The sequence below is a fragment of the Desulfoscipio sp. XC116 genome (genome assembly GCF_039851975.1).
In the GTDB taxonomy this organism is placed as follows: domain Bacteria; phylum Bacillota; class Desulfotomaculia; order Desulfotomaculales; family Desulfallaceae; genus Sporotomaculum.
On record NZ_CP156660.1, the window covers coordinates 914,696 to 929,334 of the forward strand.

Below are 14,639 nucleotides of genomic sequence, written 5' to 3' on the forward strand. Positions count from 1 at the left end.
CCATAAGGAGGGATAAAACAATGAAATTTCGCATAACAGCATTCGCTTTAGCTGCAATCATGATGATAACGATGGGGCTTGCCGGTTGCGGCAGCAATTCCCCTTCGCAGTCCCCGTCCCCGGAGCAATCTTCGGGCGTACAGGCAAAAAACACCGTTACGGACGAACTTGGTCGTGAGGTAACGATTCCGGAAAATCCCCAAAAAATATTGGCGCTGACTTCCGCCGCCATGCAGGCACTTTTTAATATTGGCATTACACCGGTCGGAAAAGTTGATGACTACAAAGTTACGGAAGAAGGCATGGCACTGCCCTCTGTCGGAACGGCATCCAGTGTAAACATTGAAGCAGTTTACACGCTTCAACCCGATTTCATTATTGCAAGCAGCAGATTCCATGCCGCGCTTAAGGAAGAACTGGAGCAATCAGGGGCAGCCGTTTATTATTTTGATCCGGATAAGGTCGGTGATATTCCTGTAGTGGAAGTGACGGCGTACATTGGTAAGTTGCTAAATAAAGAAGACGTAGCCGAACAATATGTACAGTCGGTATATACTGCTGCGAATGAATTAAAAGAGAAGATAGCCTCTAAAACGGATATTAAAACCGGGATTGTTATACAGGACGGTGACACCATCGTTGCGGCTCAAAATGCTTCTTCTTATGGTTCGATGCTTACTCTGTTGGGAATTGATAATATTGTACCCGATAATCTTCCAAACGCAAAAAAATCTTCTTTTGTCCCCTTTGATGTTGAAACGATTATAGCAAGCAATCCGGATCTCGTTTTTATTATGACACCTAGTAAAGATGCCGAAAACAATAAAGCGATCTTGAAAAAATTCAAAAGCGATTCTCAGTGGGCGGCGCTGGATGCCGCGAAGAAAAATCAACTTTTAATCCTTCCATTTTCCGTTAACCCAAATAGGTCAACCCCTGAAATGATGGTCAAGGCAACGGCGGAAGCGGTTTTAAAAACCGCTAAATAGTTTAATTCCGGATGAACAGATTCAGAGAGGATTTGAACGACAGCAGAAACCATCTTAACAGCAAGTGGTAAATAAATACCATTTAAGAATCTGTGGAACGATGGGATTGCATCTCCTCTCGTTCCACATTATTTCAAGGCCGCAATTGATGGCGCAGCAAAATATTCCAACCATTATAAACTGTAAGTGAACGAGGTGACTTATCCGTTTGAATAAAATCGAAAAGCCTCCCACTCATCTAAAAGCATACCGATTGACAGTTATATTGATAGCGGCGGTCTTTCTGGTATTTGTAACTTTTTTTAGCATAGTAACCGGCACAATACAATTCTCTGCGCATGAAATAATAAGTTTACTGAAAGGAGAGCTGCAAGGAAGTCTAGCTAATCAAGTAATCTTTAATGTGCGAATGCCCAGAGTTTTTACCGGAGTATTTGTCGGAATGAATTTGGCGGTTGCGGGTGTTTTACTGCAAGGCATTTTACGCAACCCAATGGCTTCTCCCAACATCATTGGCGTCAATGCGGGAGCCGGGTTAGCCGCCGTGATTATTATGACTATATTGCCCGGAAAAATCGGCATGATTCCGCCTGCTTCTTTTTTTGGTGCTTTGCTGGCAGTATTGCTAATTTACATGCTTTCTACAACCTCGGGGAGTTCCGGTACCATATATATCATTTTAGCCGGTATTGCGGTTTCCAGTCTGCTAAGTGCGGTAACTTCAGCTTTGATGATGATTAACAGTGATATATTGGAAGTAACCTATTCCTGGTTACTTGGCAGTCTCTCGGGCCGAAGCTGGACGGCGGTGAGCACGATTTGGCCATACAGTCTTATCGCCTTGACGGCGGCGCTGTTTATCAGCCCGAAAGTGAACCTTTTTGGATTGGGCGATGAAGTAGCCAGCAGTGTCGGTTTGCCAATTCGTTTATATAGAATTATCATCATGCTTACTTCGGCTGTTTTAGCGGGCAGTGCCGTGAGTGTCGCTGGAACAATCGGCTTTGTGGGCCTGATTGCCCCTCATTCGGCAAGACTTTTAATTGGCAATGATCATCGTTATCTCGTCCCATTATCGGCAATACTGGGAGCTATTTTGCTTATCTTATCGGATACAGTTGCAAGAACTATTTTTCAACCGGTTGAATTATCGGTGGGCATTATTACCTCGGTATTAGGAGCACCATTTTTCCTGTTGCTCTTATACAGGAAAGGAAAAGAAGGAAGATTTTAATTATATTGTTAATCAAGGGGTGAGATTGCAATGAAATTAATCACGATTTCCGGTCCCCCCTCCTCTGGAAAAACTTCAGTTTTGTTAAAAGCAATGGAGGAATTAAAGGACAAAAAGCTTAAAATCGGTGTACTGAAATTCGACTGCCTAACAACCGACGACGATAAACTATACGCGGCACAAAACATTGACAGCAGAGTTGGGCTATCAGGCAGCTTGTGTCCGGATCATTTTTTTGTAAGTAACATTGATGATTGCGTCGATTGGGGAATCAGGCATGCTTATGATATTTTAATCAGCGAGAGCGCCGGTCTGTGCAATAGGTGTTCCCCCCATATTAAAGGATGCACGGCAGTATGTGTTATCGATAACCTGATGGGTATAAACACGCCCAAAAAAATCGGCCCCATGCTTAAGATGGCGGATATTATTGTGATTACTAAGGGAGATATTGTTTCACAGGCGGAAAGGGAGATCTTTGCTTTAAAAATCAGGCAGGCCAATCCGGATGGAATTATATTGCATGTTAACGGGATTACAGGTCAGGGAGCTGGAGAATTAGCAATATTGATAGAAAAATCCACTCAGGTTGAAACGTTGAAAGGAAAAGAACTGAGAATAAGTATGCCGTCTGCTCTATGCTCCTATTGTCTTGGTGAAACGCAGATTGGAAAGGAAAAGCAAAAGGGAAATATAAGAAAAATGAATCTGGATTAGGTTGGAAGGAAGTGATTTAAAATGAGGGATTGTGTTCCATTGGAGAACTTAACGATAAAAAACTTACTTGATACTTATCCGTACTCCAAGGAGTTTTTCGATATTAATGGTTTGCCAATTGATAGCTTAAGCAATACGGTCAAAAATTATATCTCTTCTCTTCCCTATGTATTTCTGGAAGACATGGGTGTTAATCGGGAAGGCTTACTCCAACGCTTCCTGGCTTTTATGGAGCGAATGGAGGATATCAGAAAAGAACGCTCCTTTAGTATCCATGATATTACTATTTTGGGCGGCAGAGATAAAAACGGTAAAACTGAAGAAATTGAATTAAAAATAAATATGGGCGAAATACTTTGCATTGTCGGTCCTACAGGCTCCGGAAAAAGCAGACTGCTTGCCGATATCGAGTGGATGGCACAAAGAGATACGCCCACCAAAAGACAAATATTAATCGACGGTTCTGTTCCGCCGGGAAATTGGCGTTTTTCAATTGAGCACAAGCTGGTAGCTCAACTATCTCAAAACATGAATTTCGTCATGGATATTTCCGTCAAAGACTTTATAAAACTACATGCCCAAAGCCGAATGATTGACGATATTGAAAATAAAACACGGGAAATTATTGATCATGCAAATGACTTGTCCGGCGAGGTATTTGATTTATATACGCCGCTCACTTCTTTAAGCGGCGGCCAATCCAGGGCCTTAATGGTGGCGGATACTGCCTTCTTAAGCACGTCCCCCATTGTGTTGATTGATGAAATCGAAAATGCGGGGATTAGCCGAAAAAAAGCGTTGGAACTTCTGGTCGGTCAAAATAAAATTGTACTTATTGCTACGCATGATCCTCTCCTTGCCCTAATGGGAAATAAAAGAATCGTTATCAAAAATGGTGGCATCAGGAATGTTATCGGAACCACATCAAATGAAAAAAAGTGCTTGATTCGGTTGACTGAAATAGACAATGTTTTGTTGCGATACAGAGAAATGCTTCGTAATGGCGAGATGCTGGAAGATACTGAATATGAATTTCCTATTTCTTCTTGACAGAACCAGATAAGCTACATATAATTTGATTAAGTAAATACTAAATTAAATGTTTACCTTTATTTTACTAATGAAGTACAATGACATAACGGAATGGAGGTGTACATATGTGCGATACTAATCAAAAAGACAAGTGCGGGTGTGAACATCCTGAATTGAAGCCCGCAAACGGCAAATGCAGTGCAGAACTAATTCAAAAATGTCATGGCAACACGCAAGAACATCCCTGCAAATCAGAGAAAAAATAACATTGCCAAAACAAAGCGGTTATCTTTGCTTCATTGCATAATCGCTTTGTTTTTTGTATGAAGTGAAAGAAGTGATTTGATTGAATATTTTGGAAGTAGCGAATTTATCAAAAAAGTACAATGATTTTACAGCCGTTAAAGATGTCGCCTTTTCTGTTGAAGAAGATGAAATTTTTGGGTTTCTGGGGCCGAATGGCGCAGGAAAAACAACGACTATAAATATGATTATCGGTCTGGCAAGACCGACTTCCGGCAGTATAACGCTGGCAGGGATAGACTGTGTAAAAAATACAAAGTTAGCGCAGCGTGTTATGGGGATCGTGCCTGACGAGAGTAATTTATATGATGATATGAATGGCTTTGAAAATCTCTGTTTTTGCGCTTCCCTTTACGGGATGGGAAAAATGCAAAGAGAAAAAAAGGCACGTGAATTGCTTTTGGAATTTGACTTGGGGAAAACTGGTGATCGTCCTTTTAAAGCATATTCCAAAGGGATGAAACGTAAGCTCACCATTGCTGCCGGAATTATCCACGAGCCTAAAATGCTTTTCATGGATGAACCAACCACAGGTATCGACGTGGAAAGTGCGAAACAGATTCGTGAACTAGTTACTGGACTTAAACGGCGTGGAACAACGATTTTTTTAACTACACATTACATTGAGGATGCGCAACGACTATGCGACCGAATTGCCTTTATCGTGGACGGGCGGATTGTCAAAATAGCGCCGGTAAATGAACTATTGAAAAATTCCCAGGCTGCAAGGCACATTGTGCACTTTGTTTTGAACGGCAGCGCGGCAGCGTTCGATGATGAGCTTAAGAAGCATTTTCCCGATTATAACTTTGAAGAGCAGGACGGCATTTGCGTTTGTTATGCCCATCAACCATTTTCTATTCTGCCGCTCGTAAGCTTTTTTGAAGAAAAAGGGCTTTCTGTTTATGAAGCTAAGAGCGTTTATCCTTCGCTGGAGGATGTCTTTGTAAAGATAACTGGGATTGAAGCAAAAAAGCTGGCAAAGGAAAAGGAAGGTGGTCGCAAATGAAAACATGGATTGCCTTTTGGAACATATTAAAAAAGGATATGCAGAATTATTATCTAAAAGCCCCGAATATTAGTTGGGGATTGATTTTTCCTTTGGCCTGGACGCTTATGTTTTTTATTCGATCCGAGCAAGCAGTCGATATAAATGAAATTCTTCCCGGCGTTATGGCAATGAGTATATTATTCGGAACGACTTCCATGCTGGCCGTCACTATTACTTTTGAACGTAAAGGTCGTTCCTTCGACAGGTTACTGCTCGCACCGGTCAGTCTTAATATAATGGTGCTTGCTAAAACCTTCGGTGCAATACTTTTTGGTATTATAAACGCTTTTATACCTATTATGCTTTCTTCCTCTGTTATTAACTTTACAAATGTTAACTGGCTGATCGTTTTGTTAGCTGTTCTTCTTATTGCCGTGAGTTCAACTCTGCTGGGATTAGTGATTGCCACTTCCGCTAAAGAAGTATTTGAAGCGCAAACATTCTCTAATTTTTTCCGGTTTCCGATGCTTTTTTTATGTGGCCTATTCATACCGATAAATGATTTGCCTGTTTTTTTGCAGCCATTTTCCTATATCCTTCCTCTGACATATGGAACAGATGTATTAAATGAAGCCTTGCTTAATGCAGGGTTAATAAATATATGGGCTGATATAGCCGCATTGATTGGATTTACCGTGTTGCTATTTATTTTGAGCCTAAGCAACATAAATAAGAAATGGATATTATAGAGAGTCGGGGGACGGTTCTTTGACTCAAAAATGAAGGAGTCAAAGAAAGAATAGAGATTGACAATGGAGTGTTGGAGGATGGGGATGATGATTTGCTTTATTACTTTGACAGTAACTTACAAAGCACCTGTGCCATTTTCGCCCTGGTCGTTATACTCATGGGAGAAAGTTCGCAAATAAGGGTTCACACCATTCAAAGATCTTTGTAAGACCACGTCCTTTGGATGCGAAACTTAAGTGATGGCCTCCTTTAGACAAAATAAAGGGTGCCCTCCCGGACCTGACCGGGGAATGCCGCCCATCTTTCGGCCTTTATTTCCGGAGGGAAGGCGGCCTCGGGCCGCCTTCCCTCCGGTTTTTGGCCTATTTTACAAAGCCTTCGATAAACCGTATCAGGATCGTCGCAACCTCGGCACGGGATGCGCTGCCCTCCGGAGCCAGGGTGGTGGCGGTGCGTCTGGTGATCAGTCCTGCCGCATTTGCCCACTTCATGGCCGGCTCCGCCCAAGCGCTGATGTCGGATGCATCGGTAAAGGAACTCAAATCAACTGTAATAAAGGCGCCGAACTTCATGTAGCTTGGATGGCCGCTTTTATATATTGTCCAGACTCCGGGGTATTCCGTCTTCAACGCCGCCGACCACGCGGTTATAGCGGCGGAGCCTTCCGGTACGACAGCGAGCGTGTCTTCCCAGACGATAGTCTCTCCGCCAATGCCGCGCGAGGCTTTTTCGAGAGCGGTTTTGGAGCCCGCGAGGGTTTCGCTGATTGCTTCGGCGTTTTCAGCGCCGTTTATATTTTGACGACAGGTATTATATGTTTGCCTCAGATAGTATCTGTATCGGCTATACTTAATTTAGTTCGCGTCGCGCGGGTCATTTTCGGTAAAATACGCGTTGCCAAACTTGTTGTTCCCGTATTTCGTGAAGTACTCGTTTTCGAGCTCGGTCAAAGCGGCTTGCTTTGCGTAGCAAAAGGAATATTGTTCAAAGGGTTAAAAGATGAGTCAGAGAACCGTCCCCTGACTCTCAAGGCGCCGGTCTTTAATGGTATAGATCCTGTCTGCCACATTTTCCAGCAATCTTTGGTCATGGGAAATGAACAGAATAGTTCCCGCATAATTTTTCATTAGTATTTCCAATGCTTCCACGCCGGGTAAGTCAAGAAAGTTGCCGGGTTCATCCATCAGCAGGATGTTATATTGCCCCAAAAGCATTTTGACCAACAATAATTTGATAATCTCTCCGCCGCTTAAAACCGATAATTTTTTTTGGATGTCATTTGGTGAAAAACCCATGGAGGCAAGTACGGAACGAATTTCTGACTGCCGATAGTCGCAGTTTTCTTCCATAAACGACATGACTCCTTGATCGCGCCGGAATTTATAGCCGTTTTGGGCAAAGTAACCGATTTCCGCTTTTGGAGAAACAAAGATACCGGTTTCCCGATCCAAAATCATCCGCAGCAGCGTGGTCTTTCCCGCCCCGTTTCCGCCGGTGAAAGCCACTTTCCCTCCCAGCGGAATTTGAAAAGATGTCTTCTCAAACAGCACTTTATCGCCAAAACGCTTGTTGATTTCCGTTCCCATAATGGGATAGGGATTATGCAGCGCCAGCGCCTTGCTTTGACGAAAGCGGATGGCCCGGGCTTTTTCAGGAGCTTGCACAGCACCCATGGTCTCTATGCGGTGTTCCATGGACTTGGCGGCATTGTAAAGGGTTTTTTGCTTGCTTCCCATTGTTTTTTGATGCCCAAGGCGGCCGCTGCTTTTGGTCATGTCTTTGGGAGCCGCTCCTTTTACTTTTTGCTCGACCTTGCGCGCCTGCTTGCGTTTATCTTTGGCGGCCCGTTCCAGACGGTCCCGCTCTGCAACAAATTGTTCATAGCGGATTGCCAGATTTTGAAGTTCTTCCTCCTTCTGGCGGAGATAGTCGGAATAATTTCCCCAGTACTCTGTAATTTTACCGTCCTTCAGTTCCCAGATTTTATTCACGACTTCATCGAGAAAGTAACGGTCATGGCTGATGATTAGCAATGCGCCTGAGAAATATTTGAGCTGACCGATCAAAAAGTCAATTCCCTCGCGGTCGAGGTGACAGGTAGGTTCATCGGCAAAGAGGCCATGCACCTGCCCGGAGAGTGCTTGGGCGACCTTCAGCCGGGTTTCTTCACCGCCGCTCATATTCTGTGTATCCAGCCCGCTGACACCAAGCCTACCTATTAGAGAATAATCCACGGATTCCTGCACGGCAGTTTCCTCTAACTGCGGGATATACGCGAAATTCCCTGAGCGTTTTACCTTGCATCCGGGTGGAATTAATTCTCCAAGCAGCACTTTGAGCAAAGTGCTTTTCCCTGCTCCATTGCTGCCGACCAATCCGATACGGTCATCATCATACAACGCCAGTTCCTTAATATTTAATACCTCGCGGCTTGTATATTCCACGCAAATATCATTTGCCTTTAATAACAATTCCATAATTGATTCCTCCTGTTTTGAAATCGCATACTTTTATTGACTGAATCGCAAAGGAAATCCTGCGATTTAAACAGGAAGGTTTACATAAAGATACATTGCGATTCCTCCTGCATTATCCCTTAACAAACGTTTAACCGGTAAAAGCTTTTTCCTAATTTGATGTTTGTTCCGGCAATAAAAAATGCAGGCCGCAAGTCCACAATATGGGCTTTAGGTCTGCATTTTAGCGAGAAAAGACAAATATACAGATAGGAATAGCCTGCAACTGCTATATCTAGTCTGTTTCTATGTCCTGGTTCGTAAAGACAAACACAACAAAAAAGCCCACAATTGTGGAAGGACTTACTGCTTTTTTATTGCCTGCTTATCTTAAACGAACAGAATACATATGTGTCTCCTTTATCAATATGATTTTCAATCTATCTTACCATTTTGAGGCCAAAAATGTCAATTTATTAAAATTCTCAGGGCATTAGGGATGGCCATCGACTTTTAAGAATTTTGCCTTGATGAGCAGCCCATCATTGTGGGAGATATGGTAGAATTAAAATCATGATATAACGTTAAAGGAAGCATGCGTTAATTTTCGAGCATTTGGAGTGTGTGAACGATAAATGCTGAAATACGTTCGACAGCCATTAGAAAAAATGAGTGGAATTGTACGCGGTTAGGGAGGATTAATAGTGCTTGAAGAAGTGCCGACTACTGAAGAAATGATTGCTTTAATTGGGCAACCGCTATTTGAAGTCTGGATTAAGCTAAGTGCTTTGATTGAATCAAAATATGATATGGAACGTTTTTGGAATAGCGGCGGGAAAAAGTGGACATATGAGTATAAATATCGCAGAGGCGGTAAAACCCTATGTGCTTTATACGCTAAAGAAGATGTTTTTGGTTTTCTGATTATCCTTGGCAAAGACGAAAGAGCCAAATTTGAAGCAAGTAGGAAAGGTTTTTCGATAGAAGTGCAAAAAATTTATGATGAATCTGTAACCTACCATGATGGAAAATGGATGCTGTTTGAATTAACTGATACATCACTATTTCCGGATCTGGAAAAGTTGTTGCTAATTAAGAGGAAGCCTAACAAAAGGCACCCTTAACTACCAGCTATGGGTAAAATTATGAGCATAATGAACGTTTTAAAGGCAATAGCGCCGGCAAAATTCGTCTAATAATATATGTAGCGGCATTCAATCTAATCGAATGCCAAGCGTTGGAATATTGCCTAAATTAAACGGAAAGGGGGGATTCTAATGCCCTATGTAAACATTAAAATTACAAATGAGAATGTTACGCCTGAAAAAAAAGCTGAACTAATAAAGGGAGCGACACAATTACTAGTCGATGTATTAGGTAAAAATCCAAACACAACCGTTGTCGTTATTGATGAAGTTGATACGGATAATTGGGGCGTTGCCGGAGAATCAATAACCGTTCGCAGAAAGAATGGTCGGTAATAAATCAGACGAAAATTTGGGGGAAGTTGTTCTTAAAAAAAACAATCGTCCTTGAACCGATATAAGCGGATTCGAGGGCTTTTTTCTTTTCCTACGGTACTTTTCGTTTACCGCTCATCATACCGTCACATGATACGTTTTAGCGATTTATGTTCCGTAAAGCACCTGGCTATATGGCTTTGTACTAAAGTATTAGCCGTAAGCAAAAACTAAATTGAAAAGTATGATTTTTTTCATTCTCCGGGTTAATATTTTTAGTTGCTGGATTCTGTTAGGATTTCATTAGCATGTTAAATTACTACATGCGGAAGAGTAAATAGTCTTAAAAATATTTTTAAAAGGAAGGAAGTACCCGGAAGTGAAGCCGATAATTAAGCTGCCACCTAAAGATTGGATGATCGTCATCGCTGTTTTTTTAGGTGTATACCTGCTGCTAAATATAATATTACCTAAAATATATACCGGTTTATTGGCTGCTTACTTAATTAGGCCCCTTGTCTGGCTCCTTCTGGCATATTATATTTATCGCCTACCTAAATATAAAGGCATTATAAAAAAGCGCTTCAAAAATTTATTGGTTAAAATTGCTGTTGGTATTGCCGTTTTTCAGATATATCTGTCTCTTATTGCCGGTCTTTTTGATAAATTCGGTAAAAACCCCAATTCTTTTACCTTTATATGGATACTTATCAACATTTTTTTTGTTTTATCTGCCTTGCTCGGCATGGAATTAAGCAGGGCTTGGTTAATTAACCGGTTGGTTAATATAAGAAAACCTTCTACATTAGTTCCTTTTTTTATAGCTTTTTTGTATACCTGCACTTGTATTCCATTAAACCAACTTTCTAAGTTAACCGGTTCATTGGAGGGCGCAACCAAATTTTTGGGATCGGATTTTATACCACAATTCATGGAACACTTAATGGCATCCTTCCTGGCCTTATGGGGCGGTCCTTTGCCAGCCCTGGCTTATCGGGGGATTATACAAACCTTTGTATGGTTTTCCCCCGTTTTACCTGATTTAAACTGGGCTATGAAAGCGTTTTCCGGAACTGTGGTACCTATAATTGGAATTGCAGCAGGCCAGCATATCCTCAGATTGACGCCCGCCAGAGGTAATAAGGGTAGCAGCGAAAACCTGTTGGCAACAACAATTATTTGCATAATCTGCGTATTGTCTATCTGGTTCGCGGTTGGAGCATTCCCTGTTCGTCCGACGATAATTATAAGCGGTAGCATGCGTCCTACAATTGAGGTGGGTGACATGGCTATTGTAGGCAAAATAAATCCACAAATCTTAAAGGTTGGGGATATTATTCAATTTAAAACGGAAAATCGCTCAATCCCGACATTGCACAGAATTATTGAAATACAAAAGGAGGAGGATAAAAAAACAATTTATATTACCCGGGGGGACGCTAACGATGTCCCTGATGACCCTGTGCAGCCCCAACAAGTAGTTGGAAGGGTTATTTTCACTGTGCCCAAGGTGGGCTGGGCTACAATCACCATTAGGGAAATATTCTCTTAAGGGACTTCATTAAGGAGAATGGAGGTTTTTAATGAGGCACGAAAATATCTTTATGAAGTATAATAAATATTACCTGAACAAAAAAACCCGTTTAGCATTAATTTTATTATGTATATTGTCTTTCCTGGCAGCACTCTGCTTCCTGTATTATTTATACCGGAAGCCCGCTGAAATTGTAAAGGAAGTCCCCACTTATACATACGAGCATCAGGGGGATATTTTTTACAGAGCGGATATAAAGCCTAATATGGTTTTTAAAGAAACAACCGTTATGGGTCCCGGTAAAACTATTTATAGGGATTTAATGGACTCTTTTACCTCCATTTGTGCATACCGGTTTAAAGGGAGTCAGCCGGCCGAAATAAAAGGAACCTATAATGTCACTGCCGCTCTTGAAGCAAAGGATATGTGGAAATTAAACTATGTTTTGATTCCGCAAACTTCTTTCAGTCGGTCTGGGAAAGAGGTGTCATTCCGAGCTGAACGGGCAATAGATTTGGATTATTTTGAGCAAGTTATTAAACAGGTGGATGAGGAACTCGGGGTCAATGCCAGGGAACCAATTCTAACCATCAAAACGAACATTGACCTGGAAGCCGATACCGGCGGCCAGGTGCTAAAGGATAAGCTGACTCCGACAATGATTATTCCCTTGACCAGTGGCTCTTTTCAGGTCGGAGATGATGAGCTTACTGTAAAAAAGAAAGGTTTATTAACCAAAGAAGTAATGGTTTCCAACCCTATCAGGAGTAAATTGATTTACGCATACGTTGCCGCTATTACCTCCGGGGTGCTGCTATTGATGTTATTGCTGTTAACGCAAAATAAACCTTTAATACAAGATCAGCGTAAAAATATACAGGAATTTTGGAAGGAGTTCTGGAAGAAATACGGGGATCGTATTATAAAAACAAACAACGAAATAAGTCCGACAAAATTTGTTTCTGTTAATTCCATGGAAGATTTGGTTAGGGTGGCGGATGAATTGGCTAAACCTATTATCCATAAGGAGATTGTAAGCGCGAACGAACCCGCCGTTTGTTATGTCCTCGATGGGCCAATAGCATATAAACATGTGCTATGCATTAACAATGAAGGGGAAAAGGAAGGGGCAAAGGAAGAAAACAATTATTACAACGACGGGCAAATAAAAAATTTGGATATATCATTAAGATAGACACAATAAAAGAAAGACCACCACTTTTAGAGCAAGGTGGTTTTCCTTTTAACGGATTGACTTAGGCTAAGTATACAATTAGCTATGCAGCTAAAATCTAACAGCCGGACTCATTATAACCCCGGCTGTTTTTAGGTGTTTTAACATCGTGAAAATTACATTGTTTATTATGGTCTATGCCCTGGAATAGGACTTTCGTTCCACTGGATGCCCTGAATGCTCAGACCGAAATTATACGTGGTGTCTTGCCGGGCAGGCTGAACCACATGGAACGTAAATGATTGCTCAACACTCTCATGCGGGTGCAGTTGAAGGCCGACGTTGTCCCCCCACTTAAGTTCAATCATACCGTCCACTTCTTCATAATAATCCGCTAAGCGACCCATTTGACCGCCGGGAACTTCAAATAAATTGTAGGTTCCGTTGTCCCTATCTTGGCAAAGGATATAAAGCCTGCCGGATTTAATATCGTATTCGGCGCCACCCCACGTAAGCTTAGCTCCCTGGATAATGATCGGTATTGAACCGGTACTTTCAACCCACCAGCTAATATCGTTGAAATAACAGGGATAAGCGTTATTAACGGCCACATTTATTTTATCTTGAAACCCGTCGCCATTTGTATCTTCCATGCTTGTAGCTGTGGAACCGACGTCTTTTCCTTCGGGAGTAACGCAGACGTTGCCAAGACCGTAATCACATGTCCAGTCCCCGCCAATATCTTTGCTGTCGGCTGTGCCTGACACATAGTGAAATTTCAGATCGCCGGCCTGGGCGGATGCGCTGATGGCGACGGTGTCAGACCACATGGCAAAACCAAAACCCATCATCGCAAAGGCCATAATGACCAGGATACTGATTATTGAAGTTCTTTTCACAGAATTAACTACCTCCTTGTTGTTTAATGATCTACCGCCATTGCTCATTCCAGCGGCGGTAGGTTATAGCTATGGTTCCTGTGGCGGAACCGCACTGAATCTCCTCCGGTGCTGCGTTAATCCCCGTCACTGAAGAACCCCCAGTCGCTTTTGAAACCGGTTCTTCGGGAAGAGCATCAACAGGCACATTCGAGGTTGCTTCGCTTGTCGTCGGTTCGTCGCCCGGCGGCCGGCTATCCGGTGCTTCGGTTGCCGGTTCCCCCGTTTCTACTGGCGGAGAGGAATTATTATCCGGCGGCGGTTCATTGTTTTTTTCACTCCCGGAAGCCGGATCGGCTTCCGTGGTATTTGTTGCTGTTGCAGCTGATGAGTCTTGATTATTTTCCGCTGCTTCCGCTGCGTTAATTATCAGTGCTGTGTTGAATGCTTTATTAACTGCTTCCAAGTTTTCTTTTAAATTATTTTTTTCACCAACCCGAAATTCCAGATCAAGCCACATTTTTTGTCCCGGATCGAGACATAAGTACTTGATTGTATCTCCCAAAGAGCTTAAGCCCTTACCCTCTTTCCGGTACCCGTCGGGGCAGTCAATCGACCAGTTTCCCAGCTGGATATTACTCGCCAGATCACCGTCCCAGTCGATTAATATCTGGTCCGCCTTAACCGGAATGCTGCCGCAGTTGGCCATTTCCAGGGTGCAAACCGGGGCGTATGAGCGGTAGCCGTAAATATCTACTTCTATGTTTTCCGAGTAGGATTTTCCGTCCAGCTTATACTTGTAAGGGCCGTCTCCGCAGCGGGTATACCCTATATCCCGGTTTTCCCGGTTTGGACTGCCATGACTGCACGGGTCCGAACCATAATCGTTTGTCCCGTGATTTCTGATACCGGCGCTGACGATGCCGGTTGCCACGTCGTACCTGGTTGATATTACATCATGCCACCCCGCGCAGCCCATACCCACGGCGCCAATTGAAAACAGCAAGATCATGCAGATAATGCCCAGTTTTCTCATGATTTAACTCCCAATAGATTGATTAAATATGACATGGAGACTTTTATGAAAAGTCTCCCATGCCATAGATTTATTTATGAAAGTT

At 42.5% G+C, this 14,639-nt stretch carries 15 protein-coding genes; 10 read left to right on the forward strand and 5 right to left on the reverse strand.

Annotated features, from left to right (window positions below; all coding sequences use genetic code 11):
• Positions 1-20: 20 nt before the first annotated feature.
• From ABDB91_RS04190 to ABDB91_RS04215, 6 genes are all read left to right on the forward strand, one after another.
• Positions 21-989, forward strand: coding sequence for an ABC transporter substrate-binding protein (locus tag ABDB91_RS04190; RefSeq protein ID WP_347490380.1), 969 nt, complete (start codon positions 21-23; stop codon positions 987-989).
• Between the two features lie 208 nt (positions 990-1,197).
• Complete coding sequence (locus tag ABDB91_RS04195; protein WP_347490381.1) at positions 1,198-2,223, forward strand: iron ABC transporter permease; 1,026 nt, start codon at positions 1,198-1,200, stop codon at positions 2,221-2,223.
• Positions 2,224-2,253: 30 nt separating this feature from the next.
• Positions 2,254-2,940 (forward strand): GTP-binding protein, encoded by a 687-nt coding sequence (locus ABDB91_RS04200; protein ID WP_347490382.1) that lies wholly within the window; start codon positions 2,254-2,256, stop codon positions 2,938-2,940.
• 39 nt (positions 2,941-2,979) lie between these two features.
• The gene (locus ABDB91_RS04205) at positions 2,980-3,990 is read left to right on the forward strand and encodes an ATP-binding cassette domain-containing protein (RefSeq protein ID WP_347490383.1); all 1,011 of its coding nucleotides are present in this window, start codon (positions 2,980-2,982) and stop codon (positions 3,988-3,990) included.
• A 328-nt stretch (positions 3,991-4,318) separates the two neighbouring features.
• Positions 4,319-5,284 carry an ABC transporter ATP-binding protein gene (locus ABDB91_RS04210; RefSeq protein WP_347490384.1) on the forward strand — a complete coding sequence of 322 codons (966 nt, stop codon included), beginning with the start codon at positions 4,319-4,321 and terminating at the stop codon, positions 5,282-5,284.
• Positions 5,281-6,015, forward strand: coding sequence for an ABC transporter permease (locus ABDB91_RS04215; RefSeq protein WP_347490385.1), 735 nt, complete (start codon positions 5,281-5,283; stop codon positions 6,013-6,015). Before ABDB91_RS04210 ends, ABDB91_RS04215 begins: the two co-directional genes overlap by 4 nt.
• A 363-nt stretch (positions 6,016-6,378) precedes the next feature.
• On the opposite strand, the gene ABDB91_RS04220 is transcribed toward ABDB91_RS04215, so the two are convergent.
• Both ABDB91_RS04220 and ABDB91_RS04225 read right to left on the reverse strand, forming a co-directional pair.
• Entirely contained in the window at positions 6,379-6,645 is a 267-nt protein-coding gene (locus ABDB91_RS04220; RefSeq protein ID WP_347490386.1) for an S-layer homology domain-containing protein, read from the reverse strand.
• A gap of 375 nt (positions 6,646-7,020) precedes the next feature.
• Complete coding sequence (locus ABDB91_RS04225) at positions 7,021-8,493, reverse strand: Msr family ABC-F type ribosomal protection protein (protein ID WP_347490387.1); 1,473 nt, start codon at positions 8,491-8,493, stop codon at positions 7,021-7,023.
• 683 nt (positions 8,494-9,176) lie between these two features.
• Here ABDB91_RS04225 and ABDB91_RS04230 point away from each other — a divergent pair.
• Both ABDB91_RS04230 and ABDB91_RS04235 read left to right on the forward strand, forming a co-directional pair.
• Positions 9,177-9,596 (forward strand): DUF3788 domain-containing protein, encoded by a 420-nt coding sequence (locus ABDB91_RS04230; protein ID WP_347490388.1) that lies wholly within the window; start codon positions 9,177-9,179, stop codon positions 9,594-9,596.
• Between the two features lie 153 nt (positions 9,597-9,749).
• Positions 9,750-9,953, forward strand: coding sequence for a 4-oxalocrotonate tautomerase family protein (locus ABDB91_RS04235; RefSeq protein ID WP_347490389.1), 204 nt, complete (start codon positions 9,750-9,752; stop codon positions 9,951-9,953).
• A 606-nt stretch (positions 9,954-10,559) separates the two neighbouring features.
• Here the strand turns inward: ABDB91_RS04235 and ABDB91_RS04240 are convergent.
• Complete coding sequence (locus tag ABDB91_RS04240) at positions 10,560-10,865, reverse strand: hypothetical protein (protein ID WP_347490390.1); 306 nt, start codon at positions 10,863-10,865, stop codon at positions 10,560-10,562.
• A 43-nt stretch (positions 10,866-10,908) separates the two neighbouring features.
• On the opposite strand from ABDB91_RS04240, the gene ABDB91_RS04245 reads away from it, so the two are divergent.
• On the forward strand, positions 10,909-11,484 hold the full coding sequence (locus ABDB91_RS04245; RefSeq protein WP_347490391.1) for a signal peptidase I: 576 nt from the start codon (positions 10,909-10,911) through the stop codon (positions 11,482-11,484).
• Between the two features lie 31 nt (positions 11,485-11,515).
• The gene (locus tag ABDB91_RS04250; protein ID WP_347490392.1) at positions 11,516-12,661 is read left to right on the forward strand and encodes a DUF5305 family protein; all 1,146 of its coding nucleotides are present in this window, start codon (positions 11,516-11,518) and stop codon (positions 12,659-12,661) included.
• Between the two features lie 167 nt (positions 12,662-12,828).
• On the opposite strand, the gene ABDB91_RS04255 is transcribed toward ABDB91_RS04250, so the two are convergent.
• On the reverse strand, positions 12,829-13,539 hold the full coding sequence (locus tag ABDB91_RS04255) for a hypothetical protein (RefSeq protein WP_347490393.1): 711 nt from the start codon (positions 13,537-13,539) through the stop codon (positions 12,829-12,831).
• 31 nt (positions 13,540-13,570) lie between these two features.
• Complete coding sequence (locus tag ABDB91_RS04260) at positions 13,571-14,554, reverse strand: hypothetical protein (RefSeq protein WP_347490394.1); 984 nt, start codon at positions 14,552-14,554, stop codon at positions 13,571-13,573.
• Positions 14,555-14,639 lie beyond the last annotated feature (85 nt).